This is a genomic window from Streptomyces sp. NPDC020422 (assembly GCF_044386705.1).
Taxonomy (GTDB): domain Bacteria; phylum Actinomycetota; class Actinomycetes; order Streptomycetales; family Streptomycetaceae; genus Streptomyces.
Genome location: NZ_JBIRVJ010000005.1, coordinates 136,430 through 160,489, shown reverse-complemented (window position 1 = coordinate 160,489; position 24,060 = coordinate 136,430). Strand labels below are relative to the sequence as shown.

The 24,060-nt window shown below is 73.2% G+C and carries 23 protein-coding genes; 15 read left to right on the top strand and 8 right to left on the bottom strand.

Annotated features, from left to right (window positions below):
• Positions 1 to 31: 31 nt before the first annotated feature.
• From ACH414_RS14780 to ACH414_RS14765, 4 genes are all read left to right on the top strand, one after another.
• Entirely contained in the window at positions 32 to 973 is a 942-nt protein-coding gene (locus tag ACH414_RS14780; protein ID WP_382533352.1) for a glucosyl-3-phosphoglycerate synthase, read from the top strand.
• A gap of 38 nt (positions 974 to 1,011) precedes the next feature.
• On the top strand, positions 1,012 to 1,422 hold the full coding sequence (locus ACH414_RS14775; RefSeq protein ID WP_382533060.1) for a hypothetical protein: 411 nt from the start codon (positions 1,012 to 1,014) through the stop codon (positions 1,420 to 1,422).
• Between the two features lie 68 nt (positions 1,423 to 1,490).
• Positions 1,491 to 2,849: a trehalose-6-phosphate synthase gene (locus tag ACH414_RS14770; RefSeq protein ID WP_382533061.1), complete on the top strand. Its 1,359-nt coding sequence runs from the start codon at positions 1,491 to 1,493 to the stop codon at positions 2,847 to 2,849.
• Positions 2,850 to 3,083: 234 nt separating this feature from the next.
• Positions 3,084 to 5,366: an immune inhibitor A domain-containing protein gene (locus ACH414_RS14765; protein ID WP_398942249.1), complete on the top strand. Its 2,283-nt coding sequence runs from the start codon at positions 3,084 to 3,086 to the stop codon at positions 5,364 to 5,366.
• A gap of 117 nt (positions 5,367 to 5,483) precedes the next feature.
• On the opposite strand, the gene otsB is transcribed toward ACH414_RS14765, so the two are convergent.
• From otsB to ACH414_RS14750, 3 genes are all read right to left on the bottom strand, one after another.
• Positions 5,484 to 6,341: a trehalose-phosphatase gene (otsB, locus tag ACH414_RS14760; RefSeq protein WP_382533063.1), complete on the bottom strand. Its 858-nt coding sequence runs from the start codon at positions 6,339 to 6,341 to the stop codon at positions 5,484 to 5,486.
• A gap of 69 nt (positions 6,342 to 6,410) precedes the next feature.
• The gene (locus ACH414_RS14755) at positions 6,411 to 6,650 is read right to left on the bottom strand and encodes a DUF3263 domain-containing protein (protein ID WP_382533065.1); all 240 of its coding nucleotides are present in this window, start codon (positions 6,648 to 6,650) and stop codon (positions 6,411 to 6,413) included.
• A gap of 35 nt (positions 6,651 to 6,685) precedes the next feature.
• On the bottom strand, positions 6,686 to 7,966 hold the full coding sequence (locus tag ACH414_RS14750) for an extracellular solute-binding protein (protein ID WP_382533066.1): 1,281 nt from the start codon (positions 7,964 to 7,966) through the stop codon (positions 6,686 to 6,688).
• Positions 7,967 to 8,176: 210 nt separating this feature from the next.
• On the opposite strand from ACH414_RS14750, the gene ACH414_RS14745 reads away from it, so the two are divergent.
• From ACH414_RS14745 to ACH414_RS14735, 3 genes are all read left to right on the top strand, one after another.
• Positions 8,177 to 9,127, top strand: a complete 951-nt coding sequence (locus ACH414_RS14745) for an ROK family protein (RefSeq protein WP_398942014.1) — start codon at positions 8,177 to 8,179, stop codon at positions 9,125 to 9,127.
• The gene (gene nagA / locus ACH414_RS14740; RefSeq protein ID WP_386565558.1) at positions 9,127 to 10,272 is read left to right on the top strand and encodes an N-acetylglucosamine-6-phosphate deacetylase; all 1,146 of its coding nucleotides are present in this window, start codon (positions 9,127 to 9,129) and stop codon (positions 10,270 to 10,272) included. Before ACH414_RS14745 ends, nagA begins: the two co-directional genes overlap by 1 nt.
• Before the next feature lie 123 nt (positions 10,273 to 10,395).
• Positions 10,396 to 11,334 (top strand): 1-phosphofructokinase family hexose kinase, encoded by a 939-nt coding sequence (locus ACH414_RS14735; protein ID WP_382533072.1) that lies wholly within the window; start codon positions 10,396 to 10,398, stop codon positions 11,332 to 11,334.
• A gap of 154 nt (positions 11,335 to 11,488) precedes the next feature.
• Here the strand turns inward: ACH414_RS14735 and ACH414_RS14730 are convergent, their stop codons facing one another.
• Complete coding sequence (locus tag ACH414_RS14730; RefSeq protein WP_398942011.1) at positions 11,489 to 12,451, bottom strand: CBM35 domain-containing protein; 963 nt, start codon at positions 12,449 to 12,451, stop codon at positions 11,489 to 11,491.
• Between the two features lie 121 nt (positions 12,452 to 12,572).
• Positions 12,573 to 14,213, bottom strand: coding sequence for a diguanylate cyclase CdgB (gene cdgB / locus ACH414_RS14725; RefSeq protein WP_382533076.1), 1,641 nt, complete (start codon positions 14,211 to 14,213; stop codon positions 12,573 to 12,575).
• A 280-nt stretch (positions 14,214 to 14,493) separates the two neighbouring features.
• Here cdgB and ACH414_RS14720 point away from each other — a divergent pair, with 280 nt between their 5' ends.
• The gene (locus tag ACH414_RS14720; protein ID WP_382533078.1) at positions 14,494 to 15,060 is read left to right on the top strand and encodes a flavin reductase family protein; all 567 of its coding nucleotides are present in this window, start codon (positions 14,494 to 14,496) and stop codon (positions 15,058 to 15,060) included.
• A gap of 11 nt (positions 15,061 to 15,071) precedes the next feature.
• Here the strand turns inward: ACH414_RS14720 and arfB are convergent, their stop codons facing one another.
• Positions 15,072 to 15,509, bottom strand: coding sequence for an alternative ribosome rescue aminoacyl-tRNA hydrolase ArfB (arfB, locus tag ACH414_RS14715; protein ID WP_382533079.1), 438 nt, complete (start codon positions 15,507 to 15,509; stop codon positions 15,072 to 15,074).
• Positions 15,510 to 15,614: 105 nt separating this feature from the next.
• Here arfB and ACH414_RS14710 point away from each other — a divergent pair, with 105 nt between their 5' ends.
• Both ACH414_RS14710 and ACH414_RS14705 read left to right on the top strand, forming a co-directional pair.
• The gene (locus ACH414_RS14710; RefSeq protein WP_046911123.1) at positions 15,615 to 16,190 is read left to right on the top strand and encodes a TerD family protein; all 576 of its coding nucleotides are present in this window, start codon (positions 15,615 to 15,617) and stop codon (positions 16,188 to 16,190) included.
• A 64-nt stretch (positions 16,191 to 16,254) separates the two neighbouring features.
• Positions 16,255 to 16,767 carry a GNAT family N-acetyltransferase gene (locus ACH414_RS14705; protein ID WP_386565563.1) on the top strand — a complete coding sequence of 171 codons (513 nt, stop codon included), beginning with the start codon at positions 16,255 to 16,257 and terminating at the stop codon, positions 16,765 to 16,767.
• 20 nt (positions 16,768 to 16,787) lie between these two features.
• On the opposite strand, the gene ACH414_RS14700 is transcribed toward ACH414_RS14705, so the two are convergent.
• Together ACH414_RS14700 and ACH414_RS14695 are read right to left on the bottom strand one after the other, a co-directional pair.
• On the bottom strand, positions 16,788 to 18,185 hold the full coding sequence (locus ACH414_RS14700) for a M1 family metallopeptidase (protein WP_398942008.1): 1,398 nt from the start codon (positions 18,183 to 18,185) through the stop codon (positions 16,788 to 16,790).
• A gap of 145 nt (positions 18,186 to 18,330) precedes the next feature.
• Positions 18,331 to 18,876, bottom strand: a complete 546-nt coding sequence (locus ACH414_RS14695) for a heme-binding protein (protein WP_382533085.1) — start codon at positions 18,874 to 18,876, stop codon at positions 18,331 to 18,333.
• A gap of 223 nt (positions 18,877 to 19,099) precedes the next feature.
• On the opposite strand from ACH414_RS14695, the gene ACH414_RS14690 reads away from it, so the two are divergent.
• From ACH414_RS14690 to ACH414_RS14670, 5 genes are all read left to right on the top strand, one after another.
• Positions 19,100 to 20,269, top strand: a complete 1,170-nt coding sequence (locus ACH414_RS14690; protein WP_398942006.1) for a sensor histidine kinase — start codon at positions 19,100 to 19,102, stop codon at positions 20,267 to 20,269.
• Positions 20,266 to 20,892 (top strand): response regulator, encoded by a 627-nt coding sequence (locus ACH414_RS14685; RefSeq protein WP_382533089.1) that lies wholly within the window; start codon positions 20,266 to 20,268, stop codon positions 20,890 to 20,892. The genes ACH414_RS14690 and ACH414_RS14685 overlap by 4 nt, the downstream gene beginning before the upstream one ends.
• Before the next feature lie 70 nt (positions 20,893 to 20,962).
• A complete protein-coding gene (locus ACH414_RS14680; RefSeq protein ID WP_382533356.1) occupies positions 20,963 to 22,216 on the top strand; it encodes an FAD-dependent monooxygenase in 1,254 nt (417 codons plus the stop codon).
• A 12-nt stretch (positions 22,217 to 22,228) separates the two neighbouring features.
• Positions 22,229 to 22,729, top strand: coding sequence for a hypothetical protein (locus tag ACH414_RS14675; RefSeq protein WP_382533090.1), 501 nt, complete (start codon positions 22,229 to 22,231; stop codon positions 22,727 to 22,729).
• A gap of 144 nt (positions 22,730 to 22,873) precedes the next feature.
• Positions 22,874 to 24,049, top strand: coding sequence for an FAD-dependent oxidoreductase (locus tag ACH414_RS14670; protein ID WP_398942005.1), 1,176 nt, complete (start codon positions 22,874 to 22,876; stop codon positions 24,047 to 24,049).
• Positions 24,050 to 24,060 lie beyond the last annotated feature (11 nt).

Sequence of the window (24,060 nt, the reverse complement as noted above, 5' to 3'; positions counted from 1 at the left end):
TGCTCGTCCGATCCGCGAGATGGAGATCACGTTGCTGGAAGAGGTGGAGCGCTGGCTGGCCCGGCGGTCCTGGTCCGTCGCCGACCGCCCGCTGGAGCGCATCCTCGCCGCCAAGCGGGGGACGCGGGTGAGCGTGGTGCTGCCCGCGCTCAACGAGGAGGCCACGGTCGGCGCGATCGTCTCCGTGATCCGCCGCGAGCTGATGACCGAGGCGGTGCCGCTGGTGGACGAGCTGGTGGTCATCGACTCGGGCTCCACCGACCGTACGGCCGAGGTGGCGGCGGCGGCCGGCGCGCGGGTGGTGGCGCGCGACGAGATCCTGCCGCGGATACCGGCGGTGCCGGGCAAGGGCGAGGTCCTGTGGCGGTCACTGATGGTGACGACCGGGGACGTGGTCTGCTTCGTCGACGCGGACCTCAGGGACTTCTCCGCGGACTTCGTCTCGGGGATCGTGGGCCCCCTGCTCACCGAGCCCGAGGTCGACTTCGTGAAGGCGATGTACGACCGCCCGCTCGGCGACACCCCTGGTCAGGGCGGCCGGGTGACGGAGCTGGTGGCGCGCCCGCTGCTCAATCTGCACTGGCCGCAGCTGGCCGGCTTCGTCCAGCCGCTGGGCGGCGAGTACGCGGCCCGGCGCTCGCTGCTGGAACGCCTGCCCTTCCCGGTCGGTTACGGAGTGGAGCTGGGCCTCCTGGTCGACGCCCTGCACACGGTGGGCCTGGACGCGCTGGCGCAGGTCGACGTGGGGGTGCGCAAGCACCGGCACCAGGACGGGCGGGCGCTGGGCCGGATGGCGGCCGCGATCTACCGGACGGCGCAGTTGCGCCTGTCGCGCGGGCACCTCGTACGGCCCCGGCTGACCCAGTTCGAGCGGGGCGCGGAGGGCTTCGAGCCGCGGACGTACGACGTGGACACGGAGGAGCGTCCGCCGATGGCGGAGATCGCGGAGTACGCGCACCGCCGCGTGGCGTAGCACCGGATAATGCTCATTTCTGCATAGATTTCCGTTTCATGTTCATGCGGTTCACCACGGGAACGGGGATCCTGCTGGCGTCCCTCGGCCTGGTGGCCGGGTCGCTCTCCCTCGGGGGAGCCGCCCCGGCCGCCGCCGATGGCGTCGAACCCTTCGGCCGGCGCTACGTCGAGTCGCTCTCCGGGGACTTCGGGATCGGCGCCGGCGAGGACCCGAGCGGCCCCCGGCCCGGGGGCCCGTCGTGCACGGAATCCCCGGCCATCGCTCCCCCGAGCCCGAGCCCGACCCTGTCGGCCCCTCCGGCCCCGTGCCCCGGTCCGCGGGGCGGTGTGCTGGCGCAGACCGGCGCGAACGGGGAGCGGATGTGGCTGCTGGGCGCGCTGGGCGTGGCGCTCGCGGCGACGGGGCTGGTGGCCAGGGCGGCCGTCCGGGGCCGTCGCGACCACTGAGCGTGGCCGAACGCCGCTGTCTCGTATCCGTACGTTTGAGCGTTTACGTGACGGGCTAGGTTCGCCACATGGCTTCCGTCCTCGTCGCATCGAACCGTGGCCCGGTCTCGTACACCGTGCGGGACGACGGGGCGCTGGACACCCGGCGGGGCGGCGGCGGGCTCGTCTCGGGCCTGAGCGCCGTCTCGTCGGAGGGTGGTCTGTGGGTGTGCGCCGCGCTCGGCGCCGGCGACCGCGAGGCGGTCCGCCGGGGGGTCGCCGAGCCGGGCGTGCGCATGCTCGACATCGACCCGGAGGTGTACGCGGACGCGTACAACGGCATCGCGAACTCGGTGCTCTGGTTCCTCCACCACCACCTCTACGACATCCCGCGCGAGCCCGTCTTCGACGCGGCCTTCCGCCGCCGCTGGCAGGCGTACCGCGCCTACAACCAGGCCTTCGCCGGGGCCCTCGCGGAGGCCGCGGACCAGGGGGCGGCGGTCCTGGTGCAGGACTACCAGCTGGCCCTCGTCCCGGGGCAGCTCCGCGCCCTGCGCCCCGACCTGCGGATCGCGCACTTCACGCACACGCCGTGGGCGTCGCCGGAGTACCTGCGGATGCTGCCGGAGGACATCCACCGCGAGCTGATTGCGGGCATGCTCGGCGCGGACGAGCTGGGCTTCCACACGACCGCCTGGGCGACGGCCTTCCTCGCCGACCCCCTCGTCCCCGACACCACCCGCACCGCCACCTACCCGCTGGGCGTCGACGCGGACGACCTGCGCGCCCTCGCCCACCGCCCCCAGGTGGACGAGCGGCTGGCGGCCCTGCGCGCCGAGGTGGGCGAAGGCCGCAGGACCATCGTCCGCGTCGACCGCACGGAACTCTCCAAGAACATCCCCCGCGGCCTGCTCGCCTACCGCGAGCTCCTCACCGCCCACCCCGAGTGGCGCGGCCAGGTCGTCCACCTCGCCTCCGCCTACCCCTCCCGCCAGGACCTGGAGGTGTACCGCACGTACACCGCCTCGGTGCGCGAGCTGGCGGAGGAGATCAACACGGAGTTCGGCACCCCCGACTGGCAGCCCGTACTGCTCTCCGTCGAGGACGACTTCACCCGCTCCCTCGCCGCCTACCGCCTCGCCGACGTGGCCCTGGTCAACCCGGTCCGCGACGGCATGAACCTGGTGGCCAAGGAGATCCCGGTCGTCTCCGACGCGGGCTGCGCCCTGGTCCTGTCCCGGGAGGCGGGCGCGTACGAGGAGCTCCACGAGGACGCCCTGACGGTCAACCCGTACGACGTGACGGCCACGGCGGAGGCCCTCCACACGGCCCTCTCGATGCCCCACCCGGAACGCGCGGAACGCACCAAGCGCCTCGCCACGGCGGCCACGGCGCTGCCGCCGCGGGAGTGGTTCCTGGCGCAGTGGGAGGCCTTGCGCCGGTCCTGAGGGGCGGATGCGGCGGCCGGACGAGCGCGGAGCCGGCCGTCGGCGTCCTGCTTCCTCACGAGCCGTGAACCCGCGGGCCCCAACCCCTCCTCCCGCACGCGCCTTTCGTGTCAGACTCGGCGCGATCGTTCCCCCAGGCGATCCGTAAGCCCCATACGGAACCACGCGAACCATGCGGCACACGCATGCAAGCGAAGGGATCGCGCAACCTTGAAGAAGAGACTTGTCGTGAGCATGACCCTCGGGTCGGCGCTCACCGCGCTCCTCGCCGCGGGACTCACCCCCGCCGCGGCCCAGGAGGCCCGGGACACCAGCCCCGGCAGCACCACCGCGCACCGGCCGGACAACCGGCCCGGCCCGCTCACCAAGCAGCGCACCGAGCTGCGGAAGCAGGCCGTCGACCTGGTCGCCAAGGGCAAGGCCAAGCCGAACGCCAAGGGCGTCGTCCAGGTCGCACCCGGCAAGTTCGCCGAGACCACGACCACGACCGCCGTGCGCCAGGAGAAGATCTTCACGATCCTCTCCGAGTTCGGCGACCAGAGCTCCGGAAAGCTCGGCACCGTCCCCGGGCCGCTGCACAACCGGATCCCGCGGCCGGACCGCAGCGTCGACAACTCCAACGCCTGGACCCCGGACTTCTCGAAGGCGTACTACGAGACGAAGTTCAACGGCTCCGGCGAGTCGATGAAGACGTACTACGAGAAGCTGTCCAGCGGGCTCTACTCCGTCTCCAACACCGTCGAGGACTGGGTCAAGGTGCCCGGCAACGCCTCCACCTACGGCGACAACTCCGTCGAGGACACCGGCGGCTCCTGGGCCTTCATCCAGGACACCGGCGACGCGTGGTGGAACGCCCAGCTCGCTGCGGGCAAGGCCCCGGCCGAGATCGACGCGTACCTCGCGCAGTTCGACGTCTGGGACCGCAACGACTACGACCACGACGGCGACTTCGACGAGCCCGACGGGTACATCGACCACTTCCAGGCCGTCCACGCCGGCATGGGCGAGGACGCCGGCGGCGGCGCCCAGGGCGAGGACGCCATCTGGTCGCACCGCTGGTACGTCAACGGCGACGACTACGGCCTCACCGGCCCCGACGTCTCCGGCACCGCCAACAAGCAGGGCGGTGCCCGCATCGGGCAGTCCAGGTACTGGCTCGGCGACTACACCACCGAGGGCGAGAACGGCGGACTCGGCGTCTTCTGCCACGAGTTCGGCCACGACCTCGGCCTCCCGGACTACTACGACACCGAGGGCGGCGAGAACTCCACCGCCTTCTGGACCCTGATGAGCTCCGGCTCCTGGCTCGGCCACGGCGCCGCCGCCAACGAGGGCATCGGCACCCACCCGGGCCTGATGGGCGCGGAGGAGAAGCTCTTCCTCGGCTGGCTCGACTACGCCGACGCACCGCTCGGCGCCACCGGCTCGTACACCCTGAGCCCGGCCGCCCTGCAGGTCACCGGCAAGGAGCAGGCCGTCCGCGTGGCCCTCCCGGACAAGACGACGAGCACCACGTACACCACGCCCGTCTCCGGCAGCCACGCCTGGTGGACCGGCTCGGCCGACTCCCTCAACCAGTCCCTCACCCGCTCCGTGCCCGCGGCCTCGCGGATCACGGTCAAGGCGAGCGCCTGGTACGAGATCGAGGCCGACTTCGACTACCTCTTCGCCGAGTACTCCCTGGACAACGGCGCCACCTGGCAGCGCACCGGCCAGACCGTCTCGGGCTCCTCCGCCGGCAAGTGGACCACCCTGCGGTACGCGTACGACGCCCAGGGCAAGCCCTCGCTCTTCCGCTTCCGCTACCAGTCCGACGGCGGCGTGCACTTCGCCGGCGCCTTCCTCGACGACCTCGCCATCGGCTCCGGCGGCACCGCGCTGCTCGCCGACGACGTCGAGCAGGGCGTGAACGGCTGGACCGCACAGGGCCGCTGGACCATCTCCACCGGCACCGTCTCGGCCACCTACCCGCGCTACTACCTGGTGGAGAACCGCGAGTACGTCGGCGCCGACGCGCTCCTCGCGGAGGGCCCGTACCAGTTCAGCAAGGGCATCACCGCCCCGGACTGGGTGGAGTACTTCCGCTTCCAGAACGGCATGCTGGTCTGGTACGTGGACCGCTCCTACGACGACAACAACGTCAGCGCCCACCCGGGCGGCGGCTCGGCGATGGCGGTCGACGCCCGCCCGACGCCGTTCCGCTACGACGACGGCACCGCGCCCAGCAACCGCCGCCAGCCCTTCGACGCCACCTTCGGCCTGGAGCCGACCGACGCGACCTGCCTCCACAAGGAGGTCCTGTCGGGCAAGGGCGGCAACCAGACGGTCGTGACGAAGGCGGCCTGCGCCCCGTCCGGGCCCGGCATCCCGGTCTTCGACGACACCGACCCCAACGCCTACTACGACCCGACGGCCGCCCAGGCCAGCGTGAAGGTCGCGGGCCACGGCGTGAAGGTCACCGTCACCGGCGACTCGGGCGACGACCTGACGATCAGGGTGGCCAACCCGGCCTCCTGAACCGAATCAGCCGAATCAACCGGGCGGGCCGAGCTGGCCGAGCCGCCCGAGCCTGGCAGAAGAAGGGAGGGGCGCCCCGGTCTCCGGGGTGCCCCTCCTCTTCGGTGCGGAGGGGCGTCAGGCGCCCGTGGGCCCGTCCAGCGCCGCCGCCAGGCCCGCCAGGAACCCCACCACCCCCGCCGGGCCCGGGACCAGCAGGTCCGCGCGGTCGGCGAGGTCCGGGACGGACTCGGTGGTGGAGGAGGAGCAGACGAGGAGGCCGGGGGTGCCGTCGGAGCGGAGTTTCTCGACGGCCGCGTACGCCGGGAGGTCGCCCAGGTCGTCGCCGGCGTACAGGACGGACCCGGCGTCCAGCTCGCGGACGTAGTCGGCGAGGGCCACGCCCTTGTCCATGCCCGGGGGCCGCAGCTCCAGGACCATGCGGCCCGGTTCCAGGACCAGGCCGTGGTGGGTGGCCAGGTCGCCCAGGGGGCCCTTCAGGGCCTCGAAGGCGCCCTGCGGGTCCTCGGCGCGGCGGGTGTGGACGGCGACGGCGCGGCCCTTCTCCTCGATCCAGGTGCCGGGCCAGGCGCCGATCCGGTCGAGGAAGCCGGGGAGCTCGGCGCGGACCGAGGCGACGCCCGGGTGGGGGGCGGCGGCCTGGACGGTGCCGGTGACGGCGTCCCAGCGTTCGGCCCCGTAGTGGCCGAGGACCACCAGGTGCTCCAGGCCGGGGACGCCCGCGAAGCCCCCGTAGCGGACCGCGACCCCCGCCGGGCGGCCGGTGACCACGGCCACGGCGGCCACCTTGGGGGCCAGGGCGGCCAGGGCGGACACGGCCCCGGGGTGGGCGCGGGCGCGCTCGGGGTCGGGGACGATCTCGGCGAGCGTCCCGTCGAAGTCGAGGGCGACGACGGCTCTCTCCGGGCACGCGAGGAGCGCGGCGAGGCCGTCGCGGCCGGCGGCTGTGGTCGGGTGCGGAAGGCTGCTGACCATGACCACGACCCTACCCAGGGACGCGCTCCGCGTCAGCGGGGCGGGAGGGCGGCGGGAGCGGAGGTGGTGTCAGCGGCGGGATTCGCGGTCCGCCCGGACCCTGCGCAGGCGGTTCACCGTCACCGGGTCGTGGGCCAGCGCCCGCGGGTCGTCCAGGAGGGCGTTGAGCAGCTGGTAGTAGCGGGTCGCCGAGAGGCCGAGCTGCTCGCGTACGGCCCGCTCCTTGGCGCCGGGGCCCGGCCAGGAACGCCGTTCCATGGCCAGGACGGCCTGCTCGCGGGCACCCAGCTCGCCGGGGTCGGTGGTCATATGACCAACCTAATGCCGCTGTCCCGGCATGCCGCTCACTCGGCGCTTTCGGCCGTGGTCGCCTCGCGGGCGATCCGGCCCAGCACCTCGGAGGGCTTGGCGCCGGGGGCGACCGCCTTGCCGATGTCCTTCTTGATGACGCCGCTGACCCGCGCCCAGGAGGTCTTGCCGACCGGGGGGAGCTGGGAGTCGGGCAGCGCCTGGAGGAACTCGCGGAGGTTGGCGTACTCCGGGTCGGACTCCATGTGCGCGGAGGCGGTGACGGTGACGGGCAGCAGGTCGTTGTCGCCGGCGAACTTCAGCACGTTCTCGTCGCTGAAGGCGAAGTCGAGGAAGGCGCCGATCTCCTTGCGGTGCCCGTTCTGCTTGAAGCCCATGATCCAGTCGGCGACGCCCATGGTGGCCTTGGCCTGGCCGTACGTGCCGGGCAGGGCGACCTTGCCGACCTTGACGCCCTTCTTCTCGGCCTCCTGCATCAGCGAGGGGTGCCCGTTGAGCATGCCGACCTCACCGCGGGCGAAGGCGGCGAAGGCGTCCTTGCGGTTGAGCTTGCCGGGGGCGACGGGGCCGGTGAGGCCGTCGGCGACCAGGTTCTTCTGCAGCCACTCGAAGGTCTTGATGTTCGCGTCGGAGTCGATCTTGTAGTGGTCGGTGGCGTCGGTGTAGCCGTCACCGCCGCTGAGCAGCCACATCATCGTCTCCGCCTGGGCCTCCTCCGGTCCCAGCGGCAGCGCGAAGGGGTAGGTCACGCCCTTCTTCCGCAGCTTCCGCGCGGCCGCGGCGAGCTCGTCCCAGGTGGCCGGGGGCTTGTCGACGCCGGCCTTGTCGAAGAGGTCCTGGTTGAAGAAGAGCAGCCGGGTGGAGGCGACGAAGGGCAGCCCGTACTGGGTGCGCTTGTGCTCGCCGGCCGCGACGAGCGGGGCGAGGAAGTTGGCCTGGACCCGGATGGAGAGGAGCTCGTCGGCGGAGTAGAGCTGGCCGGCGGCGGCGTAGTCGGCGTAGGCGCCGATCTGGGCGATGTCGGGGGCCTGGCCGGCCTTGACCAGCTCGGCGACCTTGCGGTCGACGTCGTTCCAGGACTCGATCCGGACCTGGACCTTGACGCCGGGGTTCTTCGCCTCGAAGGCGGAGACGACGCCGTCCCAGTACTTCCGGGTGGAGTCGCCGCCGGCGAGGTCGTAGTCGGCGGCCACCAGCTTGAGGGTGACCTCGCCGGACTCGCCGCCGACGCCGAGGGTGCCGCAGCCGGAGAGGGCGCCGGTCAGGCCGAGCGCGGTGGCCGCCGCGGCCAGTCCTATGAATCGTCGCCGCTGCACAGCCGTAACCCACCCTGTCGGTCGTCGGCGATCGCCCGTGATCGCCGGTGAGCCGCAAGTTTCTCCCGGATGAACGCGAGAGGTCTACACCACACGCATATCGCTTCTGCAACGCATCGGCGGCCCCCGTCGGCCCGGATTTGTATCCCAGCGCAACAATCCTCCGCAGTGGACTAGACCTTTCGGGTCCCCACGCGCGAGACTGTCCTCGTGAGACACGTCATCGCCCTCGATGTGGGCGGCACCGGTATGAAGGCCGCCCTGGTCGGGGCGGACGGCACCCTGCTCCACGAGGCCCGCCGCGCCACCGGCCGCGAGCGCGGGCCCGAGGCCGTCGTCGAGACGATCCTCGACTTCGCCCGGGAGCTGCGCACCCTCGGCCAGGAGCGGTACGGACAGCCCGCCGCGGCCGCCGGGGTCGCCGTCCCCGGCATCGTCGACGCCGAGAACGGCATCGCCGTCTACGCCGCCAACCTCGGCTGGCGCGACGTCCCCATGCGCGCCCTGCTCAGCGAGCGCCTCGACGGCATCCCCGTCGCCCTCGGCCACGACGTGCGCACCGGCGGCCTCGCCGAGGGCCGCATCGGCGCCGGGAACGGCGCCGACCGCTTCCTCTTCGTCCCGCTCGGCACCGGCATCGCCGGCGCCATCGGCATCGGCTCCGCGATCGAGGCCGGCGCCCACGGCTACGCGGGCGAGATCGGCCACATCGTGGTGCGCCCCGGTGGCACCGCCTGCGGCTGCGGCCAGCGCGGCTGCCTGGAGCGGTACGCCTCCGCCTCCGCCGTCTCCCTCGCCTGGGCCGAGGCCTCCGGCGACCCCGAGGCCGACGCCGCCGACTGCGCCAAGGCCGTCGAGTCCGGCGACCCCACCGCCGTACGGATCTGGCAGGACGCCGTCGACGCCCTGGCCGACGGACTGGTCACCGCGCTCACCCTGCTGGACCCCCGCACGCTCATCATCGGTGGCGGTCTCGCCGAGGCCGGGGAAACCTTGTTCACACCCCTTCGGGCCGCGGTGGAGGAACGCGTCACCTTCCAGAAGCTGCCCGCCATCGTCCCGGCGGCCCTCGGGGACACCGCCGGATGCCTGGGCGCGGGCCTCCTCGCCTGGGACCTGCTCGCCGACCAGCACCCCGCCGACTCGGAGGTATCCGCCTGATGGCCGTTTCCACTGTTCTCACCGGGGCCCGCGTGGTGCTGCCGACCGGGGTCGTCGAGAACGGACGAGTGATCGTCGAGAACGGCCGCATCGCGGGAGCCGCCCACGAGGACGCCCCCGCCCTCGACCTCGCCGGCCACTGGCTGGTGCCCGGCTTCGTCGACATGCACAACCACGGCGGCGGCGGCGCCTCCTTCACCTCCGGCACCGTCGACGAGGTCCTCAAGGGCGTCCACACCCACCGCCTCCACGGCACCACCACCGTCGTCGCCTCCTTCGTCACCGGCGAGATGGACTTCCTCACCCAGCGCGCCGGCCTCCTCTCCGAGCTGGCCGAGCAGGGCGAGATCGCCGGCCTGCACTTCGAGGGCCCGTTCATCTCCCCGTGCCGCAAGGGCGCCCACGACGAGACCCTGCTGCGCGACCCCGACCCGGCCGAGGTGCGCAAGCTGATCGACGCGGGCCGCGGCCAGGCCCGGATGGTCACCCTCGCCACCGAGCTGCCCGGCGGCATCGACTCCGTACGGCTGCTCGCCGAGCACGGCGTGATCGCCGCGATCGGGCACACGGACGCCTCGTACGAGCAGACGCAGGCCGCGATCGACGCGGGCGCCACCGTCGCCACCCACCTCTTCAACGCGATGCCCGGCCTCGGACACCGCGCCCCCGGCCCGATCGCCGCCCTCCTGGAGGACGAGCGGATCACCGTCGAGCTGATCAACGACGGCACCCACCTGCACCCGGCCGCCCTGGAGCTCGCCTTCCACCACGCGGGCGCGGACCGGGTCGCCTTCATCACCGACGCGATGGACGCGGCCGGCTTCGGCGACGGGCGCTACATGCTCGGCCCGCTGGAGGTCGAGGTGAAGGACAGCGTGGCGCGGCTCGTCGAGGGCGGCTCCATCGCCGGCTCGACCCTGACGCTCGACCGGGCCTTCAAGCGCGCCGCGACGATCGACAGGCTGCCGGTGGAGTCCGTCGTCCAGGCCCTCTCCGCCAACCCCGCCAAGCTGCTCGGCGTCTACGACCGGGTCGGCTCGCTGGAGCCCGGCAAGGACGCCGACCTCGTCGTCCTCGACGCGGACTTCGAGCTCAAGGGCGTGATGCGCAAGGGCGCCTGGGTGGTCGAGCCCCAGCTGGGCTGATTTCGCCACGGCTTGTCTGATATTGCGTCACAGGCGGTTGGTCCGGGGTCTGGGCCAACCGCCTTCTCTTTGGCATGATCGGGTCGCCAGCAGCGCCGACACGACACGACGGGGGTGGCGCCGGTGATCCTCACGGTCACCCTGAACACGGCCGTGGACCTCACCTACCGGGTCCCCGCCCTCGTCCCGCACGCCTCGCACCGCATCACCCAGGTCATCGAACGCCCCGGCGGCAAGGGCCTCAACGTGTCCCGGGTGCTCGGCGCCCTCGGCCACGAGACGGTCGTCACCGGCTTCGCCGGCGGGGCCACCGGCGAGACGCTGCGCGAACTGCTCGCCGTCACCACGGCGGGGCAGCCCGTCCACGACGCGCTCGTCCCCATCGCGGGGCCCACCCGCCGCACGGTCGCCGTCGTCGACGCGGCCAGCGGCGACACCACCCAGCTCAACGAGCCGGGCCCGGTCATCGCCCCCGCCGAGTGGGCCGCGTTCACCGCCCGCTTCACCGAACTCCTCGACGGGGCGAGGGCGGTGGCCCTGTGCGGCAGCCTCCCGCCGGGCATCCACGTCGGCGCGTACGCCGAACTCGTCCGGCTCGCCCGGGGCGCCGGCGTCCCGGTCCTGCTCGACACCAGCGGCGAACCGCTGCGCCGCGGCATCGCCGCCCGCCCCGACCTGATCAAGCCCAACGCCGAGGAGCTGGCCCAGCTCACCGGCTCCCGCGAGCCCCACCGCGCCACCCGCGACGCCCGCCGCCGCGGTGCCCACGCGGTCGTCACCTCGCTCGGCCCCGAGGGCCTGCTGGCCGCCACCCCCGAGGGCCTGTGGCAGGCCACCCCGCCCGCCCCCGTCCAGGGCAACCCGACCGGTGCGGGAGACTCGGCCGTCGCCGCGCTCCTCGCCGGACTGGTCGAGGGCACCGACTGGCCCACCCGCCTCGCCCACGCCGTCGCGCTCTCCGCGGCGACCGTCCTCTCCCCGGTGGCCGGCGAGTTCGACGAGACGGCGTACGAGGCAATGCTGCCGCGGGTCGCGGTGACCGAGGCGCTGTCGGCGGCCTGAAGCCCGGCCGACGCCGCCGAAGGCCGGCAAGCACCGAGAAACAACACCGCGAAACACCGACGGGGCCCCCGAAGGAGCCCCGCCGTCCTGACCGCCACCCGGCCCACCCGGCCGCCTGGCCGCCCGGCCGTCAGCCGGTCAGCCTCTCAGCTGCTCAGCCGCTCAGCTTGGTCTTGCTGATCTTCAGCCAGTCGAAGACCGCGTCGCACTGGTTGCCCTGCTCGCAGGAGAGCTTGATCGTGTTCTGGCCCTGCTGGAGGGTGACCGGCGCCCAGGTGGTCTGCCAGTTCTTCTCCAGGTTCGGGTCCGAGGAGCCGACGAAGTTCTTCAGCCCTATCGGATTGCTGTTCGCCTTGTCGTTGACGGTCAGCGTCGCGTTCGCGTCCTTCGCCGGGATCGCGTAGCGCACGTACAGGTAGTAGTCGCCGGCCTCGGGCACGTCCGCCTGCCAGGTCACCGAGGAGCCGACCGCGTTGAAGCCGGTCACATAGGCGCCGTCCGCGCCCTCCGCGCCCTTGATGTCCTTGGCCAGCACCGCCGACCCGCCCAGCTTCAGCGTCGCCGCGTCCTGCTGCGGCACCGCCGGGGGCTCGGAGGAGGAGGTGGGGTCGGTGGACGGGGACTCCGAGACCTGGCTGGGGGCGCCCGTCGACTTGCCGCCGGCACCGCCCGCGTTGGCGTTCTGGTCGTCGCCGTTGGTGATCAGGGCGGCCGCGATGCCGATCACGACGACCGCGACGACCGCGACGGCACCGATCAGCAGGCCCTTGGTGTTGGGCCCGCCGCCCGAGCCGCGCCCGGCCGGGGGCGGCGGGCTCTGCCGGGTCGGGGGGCCGCCCGGATAGGTCTCGGGGGCCGCGTACTGCGGGTGCGGCTGGTGGTAGGCCTGCTGCGGGGGGACCTGGGCCGCGGGACGGCCGCCGTACTGGCGCTCGCCGACCGTGCGGACCTGGTTGTACGAGGTGCGGGGACGGCCCGGCTGGGACGCGGGGCCGGGGTAGCCGTAGCCCCCGCCACCCTGGGGCGGCTGGGCGCCTGCCGCCTGGCCGTCCTCGTACAGGTAGCCGAACGGATCGTCGTCCTCGGGCGTCTTCGTGCCGTCGTTGCCCGCAGCCATCCGGGTCACTCCCTTTCCCTGCTCGCCAGCCGTCGCCGACCGGCCGAGCCTACCCCGAACGGCCCTGCGGGGAATTCCGCGCTCCGTGTACGTCCCGTGAACGACGGGACCGGCGGATCGCCTATCCGGCCCGCCGGTGCATCTTCGAACGGGACCGCTTCTCTATGTACATCCGCTGGTCGGCGCTGTTCAGGACCTCTTCGACGGTCATGCCGCACTCGGCCCAGCCGATGCCGAAACTGGCCCCGACCCGCACCGCCCGCCCGTCGACCCGGATCGGCGGAATGATCGCGTTCCGCAGCCGGACCGCGAGGTCGGCGGCGTCGGCCGAGCCCAGGCCGTCGGCGAGGACGACGAACTCGTCGCCGCCGAGCCTGGCGACCGTGTCCCCGTCCCGTACCCCCGTGGTCAGCCGGCGGGCGACCTCGACCAGGACGGCGTCGCCGGTGTGGTGCCCGAAGCGGTCGTTGATCGACTTGAAGCCGTCGAGGTCGCAGAAGAGGACGGCGAGCCCCTTCGTACCGTCGTCGGTCTCGCCGCCGCCGGGGGCGACGGAGTGCACATGGTGGTCGTACGCCCCGACGGCGCCGGCGGGGGCGAAGTCGAAGCCGTGCCCGTGGCCCTGGTCGTAGTCGTACGGCGGCTCGTACTCGTCGGCGGAGGCGGCGGAGCCGGCGAAGGGGCGCTCGCAGAGCCGGGCGGAGAGCCGGGAGCGGAGCTCGGCGCTGTTCGGCAGGCCGGTGAGGGCGTCGTGCGAGGCGCGGTGGGCGAGCTGGAGCTCGTGCCGCTTGCGCTCCTCGATGTCCTCGACGTGGGTGAGGAGGAAGCGGGGGCCGTCGGCGGTGTCGGCGACGACGGAGTTGCGCAGGGAGACCCAGACGTAGGTGCCGTCGCGGCGCCCGAGCCGCAGCTCGGCGCGGCCGCCCTCGGCGGAGGTGCGCAGCAGGGTGCCTATGTCCTCGGGGTGGACGAGGTCGGCGAAGGAGTAGCGGCGCATCACGGAGGCGGGGCGGCCGAGCAGCCGACACAGGGCGTCGTTGGTGCGCAGCAGGCGTCCGTGCTGGTCGCCACCCATCTCGGCGATGGCCATGCCGGAGGGCGCGTACTCGAAGGCCTGCCGGAAGGACTCCTCGCTGGCGCGCAGGGCCTGCTGCTCGCGCTCCAGGCGGACCAGGGCGCGCTGCATGTTGGAGCGCAGCCGGGCGTTGCTGATCGCGATGGCGGACTGGGAGGCGTACATCTGGAGGGCTTCGCGGCCCCAGGGGCCGGGGTGCCGCCCGTTGCGCGGGCGGTCCACGGAGATCACGCCGAGCAGCTCGCGGCCGGAGCCCGAGGCGTACATGGGGGCGTAGAGGCGGTCGTGGGGGTGCCACTCGTCCTCGAAGCGGGGGGCGGGGCCCTCGGTGTGCCACTGCGGGACGTCGTCCTCGATCAGCACCCAGCCCTCGGTGTGCGGGATGAACCGCAGGTCGCCCCAGGCCTCGCCCATGGCGAGGCGGCGCTCCCAGGAGGCGCGGGAGCCGACGCGTCCGGTGATCAGCGCTTCGGCGGCGGGGCTGCCGGCGAAGGCGGCGACGACCAGGTCGCCGTCGGGGCGCACGAGGTTGACGCAGGCCAGCTCATAGTTGAGCCCTGCGACGATGCCGTCGGCGACGGCCTGCAGGGTGTCCGCAAGGCTGCGGGCGGTGTTGAGGTCCGCCACGACCTGATGCAGCTGCCGCAGGGTCGCAAGACGGACGTACGGCTCCGACTCGGTCTCCATTGCTCGCTCTCCCCGAGACCTCGACAGCTAACTCCAGGGTTCTCATCGGCTTCGTACTGCACTGTCCCAGCCACTGAATCACAGCGAGCTGTGCACCCGGTACACAGGGTCAACAAATACTGCACTCTGTGACTCAAGTCACAGAGTGTCGTGCGGTCTTCCGAACCCCGGGTGAACGGCACCCCAAGGCGGGGCGAAAGGGTCCTAGGTCCGGCGGGGGAAGCGGGACTGGTCCCGGCGCCCGATGTAAGGGGGCGCGGGACCGGACTAGCGTGCGAGGGTGCTGCAGAAGACCCCCGCCCAGCCCCCCGCCGTGTCCGACCTGGCCATCCCTCATGCTGAAGGGGTGAGCAACGACGAGTTCAGGGCGGCCATGTCCCGCCTTGCGGCGGGCGTCGTCCTGGTGACGGCGCACGACCCGGACGACGGCCCGCACGGCGAGGACGTCGGCATGACGGCGACCGCGTTCCTCTCGGTCTCCCTCGACCCGCCGCTGGTCCTGGTCAGCCTCCGCAACGACTCCCGCATGGACGACCTGCTCGCCGAGGTGCCCGTCTGGGCGGTCTCGCTGCTCTCCGAGAGCCAGCGGCACGTCGCCGGGCGCTTCGCGATGAAGGGCCGGGTCAGCGACCGGCTGCTCTTCGCCGACCTGCCCTACACGCGGGGCGAGCACAGCGGCGCCCCGCTGATGGGGGGCGCGCTGGCGACCCTGGAGTGCCGCACGGAGAGCCGGGTGGTCGCCGGCGACCACACCCTGGTCATCGGGCGGGTGCTCGCGACGAACCTGCCCTCGGCGGAGGGCGGACCGCTCACGTACTTCCGGGGGAAGTACCGGACGCTGGGCTGAGCGCCCCCGGTCTATCCCCAGTCGCGGCCCTGGCGGCCGCGCTTGGTGTCCGCGCGCTGCTTCTTCTCCCGCAGCCGGCGCTCGTTGATGCCGCGCGGGATCTTCGTCGGGCGGCGCGGCTTCGGCGGCGGCGCGGTGGCCTCGGCCAGCAGTGCGGCGAGGCGGACGGCGGCGGTCTCCCGGTTGCGCCACTGGGAGCGGTGCTCCGAGGCGCGGACGGTGACGACCCCGTTCACCAGCCGGCTCGCGAGCCGTTCGAGCGCGCGGGCCTTCCAGACGTCCGGGAGAGCCTGCGTCGCCGCCAGGTCGAAGCGCAGCTCCACCTGCGAGTCGCTGGTGTTGACGTGCTGCCCGCCCGGCCCGGACGACCGCGAGAAACGCCACTGGAGCTCGGCCTCGGGGAGCGAGACGGAGCCGCGGATCAGATAGGGACCGGACATGTCCTCCATGTTCCCCGCCGGGGCCGCCGGGCGTCATCCTGATTTCGCGCTGGAACCGCCGCGCCCCCGTACGCGTTATCCGCTACGAACACACCGCGATGAAAGGGACATCCCATGGCTGTAAGCCTCTCCAAGGGCGGCAACGTCTCCCTGACCAAGGAGGCCCCGGGCCTCACCGCCGTCACCGTGGGCCTCGGCTGGGACGTCCGCACGACCACCGGCACGGACTTCGACCTCGACGCCTCCGCGATCGGCGTCGACGGCACCGGCAAGGTCGTCTCCGACGGACACTTCGTCTTCTTCAACAACAAGTCCACCCCGGACCAGACCATCGTCCACACCGGTGACAACCGCACCGGCGAGGGCGGCGGCGACGACGAGCAGATCAACGTCAACCTGGCGGGCCTCCCGGCCGGCGTCGACAAGATCGTCTTCCCGGTCTCCATCTACGACGCGGTCAACCGCTCGCAGAACTTCGGCCAGGTGCGCAACGCGTACATCCGCATCGTCAACCAGGCCGGCGGCGCCGAGATCGCCCGCTACGACCTGTCGGAGGACGCCGCCGTCGAGACCGCCATGGTCTTCGGCGAGCTCTACCGCAACGGTGCCGAGTGGAAGTTCCGCGCGGTCGGCCAGGGCTACGCCTCCGGCCTCGAGGGCATCGCCCGCGACTTCGGCGTCAACATCTGACCCGAGCGGATCCGACGGCAGAGCCCCGCCCCGCGCAGCGGGTCGGGGCTCTACGCTTGCCGGCGTGATCGTCGAACCCCTGGTCGCCAAGGACCCGCGCGACATCCCCGGCCCGCTGCTCACCGAACTCACCGCGCTGTACGCGTCGAACCACGCCTTCCAGCAGCTCAGCGGCGACTTCCCGGACCCGGACGACATCCGCCCCGAGCAGGTCGCCGCCTCCCTCGCCGACGAGCTCGCCGAGCCGAGCGCCGAGGTGCTGCTCGCCCGCTCCGCCGGGCGCCTGGTCGCCGTCGCCGTCACCCTCGGCCGCCACCCCGACCCGGCCCAGACCGAGCCGTGGCTGGGCCTGTTGATGGTCCATGCCGAGGAGCACCGGGCCGGCTACGGGCGCCGGCTGGCCGCGTACGTGGAGGACGGCTTCCGCTCCCGTGGCCGCACCGGACTGCGGCTCGCCGTCCTGGAGAACAACCCCCGGGCACTGGCCTTCTGGACCTCCCTCGGTTACGAGGAGACCGCGCGCCGCCCGGACCTGGCGCACGGCCGGCCGTGCGTCGTGATGCGCAAGGCGCTGTAGGGCCCCGGTCCGGACGCGGCCTACGGCTTGGCCGGCTTCTCGTCCCCGTAGAGCCACACGTCCCACAGGTCTCCCAGGTCGCGGCCCGCCACGGACTCCACGTACCGCGTGAAGTCCTCGGTGGTGGCGTTGGCGTGCCGGTACTTCGCCGGCCAGCCCGCCAGGATCTCGAAGAAGGCGTCGTCGCCGAGCGTCTGCCGGATCTTGTGCAGGACCATCGCGCCCCGCTGGTACACGGGGGCTGCGAACAGGTCCTCGGAGGTGGGCGGTTCGGCCGGCGGGAAGGCCCAGGCGTCCTCGTCGGCGAAGGCCCGCTCGAAGCTCTTCTGCGCGGGGGTGTGCGCGAAGTCCTCCGCGTAGAGCCACTCCGAGTAGGTCGCGAAGCCCTCGTTGAGCCAGATGTCCTTCCAGGTGGCGGGCGAGACGGAGTCGCCGTACCACTGGTGGGCCAGTTCGTGGACGAGGGTCGGGGTGTCGAAGGAGCCGAGCGGGAAGACCGGGCGGCTCTGGGTCTCCAGGGCGTAGCCGAGGTCGCCGTCGCGCTCGACGATGGCGCCGGCCGCGGCGAAGGGGTACGGGCCGAAGTTCTCCGTCTGCCACTGGAGGATCTCCGGCACCCCGGCGCGCAGCGCGGCGCTCTTGGCGGCGACCTGGGGGTCGGCGGCGGTGAGGACGGGGACCTTGCCGAGGGCGGTCGCGGTGGTCGTGTCGTACCGGCCGATGGCGAGGGTCGCGAGATAGCTCGCCATCGGCTCGGCGGAGTGCCAGACGGAGGTGGTGTGCCCGTCGGCCGTCTTCTTCTCGGAGGTCATGACGCCGTTGGAGACGGCCTTCAGACCGGCGGGGACGGTGACGGTGACGTCGTACGCGGCCTTGTCGGAGGGGTGGTGGTTGCCGGGGAACCAGGCCATGGAGCCGGTGGGTTCACCGACCGCGAGGGCGCCGTCGGAGGTCTTCAGCCAGCCCTCCTCGGAGCCGTCGGAGTCCGTGATGGTCTGCGGCACGCCGTCGTAGGTGACGGTGGCGCGGAACTCGGCGCCCTTGTCGAGGTCCTCGCGCGGACGCAGGGTCAGCTCGTTGCCGGCCCGGCTCACGGCGGCGGGCGCGCCGTCGACGGTGGCGCCGCGGACGGTGAGCCCGGCGAGGTCCAGGTTGAAGGCGCTGAGGTCCTGGGTGGCCGTGGCGGTGATCTCGGCGCGGCCGTCGAGGCGGCCGGTGGCGGGGTCGTAGGCGAGGGTGAGGGCGTAGTGGCCGACGTCGTAGCCGCCGTTGCCGAGCCGGGGGAAGTACGGGTCGCGCAGCCCGGCGGCGCCGGGGGTGCCCCTGACTCCGCCGGAGCCGTCGCCGGTGCAGGCGGCGACTCCCGCGAGCAGGGCGAAGGCGAGTACTCCGGTCAGGATGCGACGTCGACTGTTCACGAAATGATCCTAAACAGACGTACGAATCGATCGGGGTACGAATCAGCCACCCGCCGTACGCACATCAGCGGCGCCCGGCGGGGGATCCGGGCGCCGCTGACGCAGGGGGCCTCGCGCGTGGTGTCGCGAGGGATCTCGCGGGGCGTCAGTCGTTCAGGGACGCCACGCCCGCCTGGGCGAACTTCTCGTCCAGGTCGCCCGAGGGCGCACCGGCCACGCCGATGCCGGCGATCGGCGCGCCGCCCGCGGTGACGGGCGCGCCGCCGGCGAGGAAGAGGGTGCCGGGGATGTCCTTCAGGTTCGGGGCCTGGGCGAGGCGGCCGGCGAGGACGGAGGTCGGGGCGTTCCAGGAGACGGCGGTGAACGCCTTGCGCTCGGCCGACTCGTAGGACTGCGGGCCGGCGCCGTCGCCGCGCAGGGTGACGATGGTGTTGCCGTTGCGGTCCACGACCGCGACGGAGACCCGCTGGCCCTCCTTCTCGGCGGCCTTCAGGGTGGCCTGCGCGGCCTTGGTGGCGGCCTTGATCGTCAGGTGGGTGTCCTGGCGCAGGTCGTCGTCACCGGCGTCGGCCTTGGCCACGACCGCGGCGGGGGCGGCCTGCGGGGCGGAGGCGTTCGCGGAGACGGCGCCGAAGGTACCGGCGGCGACGACGGCGGCAGCGGTGGTGCCGAGGAGGATCTTCTTCTTCATGGCGGGCTCCTGGGAGTCGGGGACAGCGGCCGGTGTCGGTGTTCCGTTCGCTCTGGCATCGATCCTCCGCCGGGAATCCGGGGCCTCCGGTCCACGTTCCGGCTCGGCCCGCCGCGCATAGTGGATGACGGGCGGGTCAGCCGATCGGTTGATGCCGCTCTGGTCCCCTTGGGCCAGGATGGATACGTATCCCCAGGTCAGAAGCGCACGAAGAAGGTGGACGATGCAGCACGACCCCGACGCCCGCTGGCTGGCGCGGGTCATGCACCTCGCCTTCTTCCTCCTCCTCGGCGCCTCCCTCGCGCGCTTCCTGCTGCGCCACCCCTGGGAGGACCGCAGCCCCTGGATCGTCGCCCTGTCCGGGGCGCTCGCCTCCCTCTACCTGCTCGGGCCGGTCCTCGGCACCCGCGCCACGCCCCGGCGGATCGCCTGGCTCGGCACGGTCGTCGCCGTGTGGATGGTCCTGGTGGTGCTCGCGCCCAGCTTCGCGTGGTGCGCGGTGCCGCTCTTCTACACGGGCCTGCGCACCCTTCCGCCGCGCGCGGCGCTCGGGCTGGTCACACTGCTCACCGTGTTCGTGGTGGCGGCCCAGGTGAAGCTGTCGCACGACGGCTGGGACCCCAACCTGATCATCGCCCCGCCTGCCGTAGCCGCCATCGCGACCGCCGTGTTCGTGCACGCGCAGCGGCAGGCGGACCGGCAGCGGGCGCTGATCGACGACCTGATCCGCACGCGCAGCCAGCTGGCCGCGACCGAACGCCGGGAGGGCACCCTCGCCGAGCGCCAGCGGCTCTCCATGGAGATCCACGACACCCTGGCGCAGGGCCTGTCGAGCCAGCAGATGCTGCTCCAGGCGGCCGACCGCACCTGGGACGGTGACCCGGCGACCGCCCGCCGGCACGTGCGTACCGCCGAGTCGATCGCCGAGCGCAACCTCGCCGAGGCCCGCCGCTTCGTGCACGACCTGGCCCCCGCCGACCTCGCCGGGGGCGGCGGTCTCGAAGAGGCGCTGCGGGGGCTCGCCACGCGCGAGTCGGCCGCGTTCCGGGTGGACGGGACGCCCGTGGCGCTGCCGGACCGGGTGCAGTCGGCACTGCTGCGGATCGCGCAGGGCGCCCTGGCGAACATCCGCGAGCACGCCGGAGCCACCTCGGCGGCGCTGACCCTGACCTACCTGGACGACCAGGTCGTCCTCGACGTCGCCGACGACGGGCGCGGCTTCGAGCCGTCGCCGGTCCGCCCCGACTCGGGGGTGCGGGGCCACGGGCTGCCCGCGATGCGGGTGCGGGCCCAGCAGCTGGGCGGCACCCTGACGATCGAGTCCGCCCCCGGCGAGGGCACCGTGCTCTCCGCCGCGATCCCCCTCTCACGCCCCCTGGAGGCAGGCGAGTGACCGTACGGATCCTGCTCTGCGACGACCACGCCGTGGTCCGCGCCGGGCTGCTCGCCCTGCTCGGCAGCGCCCCCGACATCGAGGTGGTGGGCGAGGCCGGCAGCGGCGAGGAGGCCGTCGCGATGGCCGGGCACCTGCGGCCCGACGTCGTCCTGATGGACCTGCAGCTCGGCCCGGGCATCGACGGGGTCGAGGCGACCCGCCGGATCGCGGGGTCCGGCGCCGGCGTCCACGTCCTCGTCCTCACCACGTACGACACGGACGCCGACATCACCCGGGCGATCGAGGCGGGCGCCACCGGCTACCTGCTGAAGGCCGAGCGGCCCGAGGAGCTCTTCGCCGCGATCCACTCCGCCGCCCAGGGCCGTACGACGCTGTCGCCGCCGGTGGCGAGCCGGGTGATGGACCGGATGCGGGGCGCGGCCGGGCCCACGCTCACCGACCGGGAGCGCGACATCCTGGGGCAGCTGGCGCAGGGCCTGGGCAACCGGGAGATCGCCCGGGCGCTGTTCATCAGCGAGGCGACGGTCAAGACCCACCTGGGGCGCATCTACGCGAAGCTCGGTGTCGACACGCGGGCGGGCGCGGTGGCGGTGGCGAAGGAACAGCGTCTGCTGCCGTGACGCCGCCCCCGCGGCTGCTACTCTGCGTTCCCGTCTCAGCGCAGAGTGTCATGTCCCCGTGGGAGCGCACGTGCAGATCACCGTCGTCGGCGGCGGGCCCGCCGGCCTGTACTTCTCGATCCTGATGAAGCGCCAGGACCCGTCCCACGAGATCACCGTGTACGAGAAGAACGCGGCCGGCTCCACCTACGGCTGGGGCGTCACCTACTGGGCGGGGCTGCTCGACAAGCTGCGCGCGGGCGACCCCGAGTCGGCGGAGGCGATCGCCGCCGCGTCCGTGACCTGGACCGACGGCGTGGCGATCGTGCGCGAGGAGCGGACCGTGCACCGCGGGGACGCCGGCTTCGGCATCGGGCGCCGCCGGATGCTCGCGCTGCTCGCCGACCGGGCCCGCGAGCTGGGCGTACGGGTCGTCTACGAGCACGGGATCAGCGGCCCCGACGCCCCCGAGCTCGCCGGGTCCGACCTGGTCGTGGCCGCCGACGGGGTGAACAGCGTCCTGCGCGAGGCCCACGCCGACCGCTTCGGCGCCGAGGTCGCCGCGGGCCGCAACCACTACGTCTGGCTCGGCACGACCAAGGTCTTCGACTCCTTCAGCTTCGCCTTCAAGGAGACCGAGCACGGCTGGGTCTGGTGCTACGCGTACGGCTTCAGCGGCGAGCAGTCGACCTGTGTGGTGGAGTGCGCGCCGGACACCTGGCGGGGCCTCGGGCTCGACCGGACGAACGAGGCCGACAGCCTGCGGCTCCTGGAGAAGCTCTTCGCGGACCTGCTCGACGGCGAGCCGCTCATCGGCCGCGAGCAGCACGGCGGCGGGGCCCCGGCCCAGTGGCTGAACTTCCGCACCCTGACCACCCGGTCCTGGCACCACGGCAACGTGGTCCTGATGGGCGACGCCGCCCACACCACCCACTACTCGATCGGCGCGGGCACCACCCTGGCCCTGGAGGACGCCCTGGCCCTGGCCGCCGCGCTGGGAAGCGGGGGCGCGGGCAGCACGGCGGCCGGCCCGGTGGACGCGGGCGGTCTGGACACGGCGCTCACGACGTACGGCAAGCGCCGCCGGGCCGAGCTGGTCTCGGCCCAGAGCGCGGCCCGCTACAGCGCGCAGTGGTACGAGAACCTGCCCCGCTACATGAACCTGGAGCCGGCGCAGATGTTCGCCCTGCTGGGCCAGCGGCACTCCCCGCTGCTCCCGCACGTGCCGCCCCAGCTCTACTACCGCCTGGACCGGGCGGCGGGCCGGCTGGAGTCCCTGCGCCGCCTGAAGCGCTGGCTGGGGCCCCGGGTCGCGCGGGCGGTGCACCGCTCCTCGCGGGCATGACACCATCTCCCCGTGCTCGACATCGGCTACTCGCTCTCCCGCCGCTTCCCCGACCCGCCCCAGACGGACTACCGCCACGCGGACGTCCACGCGCTGCGGCACGACCTGTTCTGCGGTGACGTCTACCTCGCGGACACGGAGAAGGACCAGGAGGTATCCACAGCCTGGGGATGGGTGCCGGTGCTCGACTTCGCGTGGGCGCTGTGCGACATCGTCGAGCAGCTCGACCGGGACCCGCGCGGCAGCCGCGCCGCCCAGCCGCAGTACGCGGAGCTCGACTTCACCGAGTCCTCCGACCGGATGCTGTTCGAGCGCCGCTTCGGCTGGGTGGACGTCGAGGCCGACTGGATGCCGGGCGACGAGCCGCCGCTCACCTTCGGCCACGCCGCACTGCGCCGCGAGGCCCGCGACTTCCTGCACGACCTGATCGCCGACCTCACCGACATGCACGAGGGCCTCGCCGACAACCCGGCGGTGTGGGCCCTCCAGGCGAAGTTCCCCCGCGTGCCCTGAACCCGCCCGGGAGCGCTTCCCCACGGCAGCCCTCGTGACGCACGCCACTGCCGACGCCCCGGATCCGATGTCACGAACCCGGCCGGGCCGTTCGTCCCCTCCCTGGAACCCGACATCGGGCCGGGCACACGAGGGAGCGATCGGATGCGGAAGATCACCATCATCGGCGGCGGCTTCGCGGGACTCACGGCGGCCGTCACCGCCGCCGAGGCGGGCGCCCGGGTCACCCTGCACGAGGCGCACCACTCCCTCGGCGGCCGGGCCCGCACCGCTCAGGGCCCGTACCTCACCAACGAGGGCCCGCACGCGATCTACAGCGGCGGCCCGCACTGGACCTGGCTGAAGCAGCGCGGACTGCTCGGCGAGCTGGCGCCGCTGCCGGCCCTCGAAGCCGCGAAGCTGCGCTTCCACCACCGGGGCGCGCTGCGCCGCACTCCCCCGCTCGGCTTCCTGCGGCACTCCTTCCGCAAGGCCGAACAGGCCCCCGTGGACGTCGACTTCCTCACCTGGGCCACCGGTGTCGCCGGCGAGGCCGCGGCCCGCGCCGCCGCCTCGTACAGCGGGGTCGCGCTCTACCACCACGACCCGGGCGCGCTGTCGGCCCGTTTCGTGCAGGAGCGGCTGTACCGGGCCTCGTCGATCCCGGCCGAGGCGCACTTCGTCAAGGGCGGCTGGGGGCGGCTGGTCGACCGGATGGCGGCGCGCGCCCGGGAGCTGGGCGTACGGATCGAGACCTCGTCCCGGGTGGACACCCTGCCGACCGCCGAGGGCCCGGTCATCGTGGCGACGGCCCTGCCCTCGGCGGCCCGCCTGCTCTGCGACCCCTCCCTCGCCTGGGAGTCGGGCCGGACGGTCCTGTTCGACCTGGCGCTGCGCACCCGCAAGGGCGACCCGTTCGCGATCTCCGACCTGGACGCGCCCGGCTGGGTCGAGCGCTTCACCACCCAGGACCCGGGTCTCGCCCCGGCGGGCGAGCAGCTGATCCAGGCCCAGCTGCCGATCGGCCCCGACGGGACCAAGGCGGACGGCGTCGCGCACGCGGAGCGCCTCCTCGACCTGGGCTTCGCGGGCTGGCGCGAGCGGACGGTGTGGCGGCGCGAGGCGGTCTCCCAGGGCCGTACGGGCGCGGTGGACCGCCCCGGCACCACCTGGCGCGACCGGCCGGCGATCGACCGGGGCGACGGCGTGTACCTGGCGGGCGACCAGGTGGCGGCGCCCGGGGTGCTGGCGGAGGTGTCGTTCACCAGCGCGGTGGAGGCGGTGTCGCTGGCGCTGCGGGCCTCGCGGACCGGGAAGGGGCTTGACCTCAACCGCGCTTGAGGTCGAAGGCT

Bases quoted from the DNA above. Each gene is read 5' to 3' on its own strand.
- ACH414_RS14775 (WP_382533060.1), top strand. From the start codon at position 1,012: ATGTTCATGCGGTTCACCACGGGAACGGGGATCCTGCTGGCGTCCCTC.
- ACH414_RS14770 (WP_382533061.1), top strand. From the start codon at position 1,491: ATGGCTTCCGTCCTCGTCGCATCGAACCGTGGCCCGGTCTCGTACACC.
- ACH414_RS14765 (WP_398942249.1), top strand. From the start codon at position 3,084: ATGACCCTCGGGTCGGCGCTCACCGCGCTCCTCGCCGCGGGACTCACC.
- otsB (WP_382533063.1), bottom strand. From the start codon at position 6,341: ATGGTCAGCAGCCTTCCGCACCCGACCACAGCCGCCGGCCGCGACGGC.
- ACH414_RS14755 (WP_382533065.1), bottom strand. From the start codon at position 6,650: ATGACCACCGACCCCGGCGAGCTGGGTGCCCGCGAGCAGGCCGTCCTG.
- nagA (WP_386565558.1), top strand. From the start codon at position 9,127: ATGGCCGTTTCCACTGTTCTCACCGGGGCCCGCGTGGTGCTGCCGACC.
- ACH414_RS14730 (WP_398942011.1), bottom strand. From the start codon at position 12,451: ATGGCTGCGGGCAACGACGGCACGAAGACGCCCGAGGACGACGATCCG.
- cdgB (WP_382533076.1), bottom strand. From the start codon at position 14,213: ATGGAGACCGAGTCGGAGCCGTACGTCCGTCTTGCGACCCTGCGGCAG.
- arfB (WP_382533079.1), bottom strand. From the start codon at position 15,509: ATGGAGGACATGTCCGGTCCCTATCTGATCCGCGGCTCCGTCTCGCTC.
- ACH414_RS14710 (WP_046911123.1), top strand. From the start codon at position 15,615: ATGGCTGTAAGCCTCTCCAAGGGCGGCAACGTCTCCCTGACCAAGGAG.
- ACH414_RS14695 (WP_382533085.1), bottom strand. From the start codon at position 18,876: ATGAAGAAGAAGATCCTCCTCGGCACCACCGCTGCCGCCGTCGTCGCC.
- ACH414_RS14690 (WP_398942006.1), top strand. From the start codon at position 19,100: ATGCAGCACGACCCCGACGCCCGCTGGCTGGCGCGGGTCATGCACCTC.
- ACH414_RS14670 (WP_398942005.1), top strand. From the start codon at position 22,874: ATGCGGAAGATCACCATCATCGGCGGCGGCTTCGCGGGACTCACGGCG.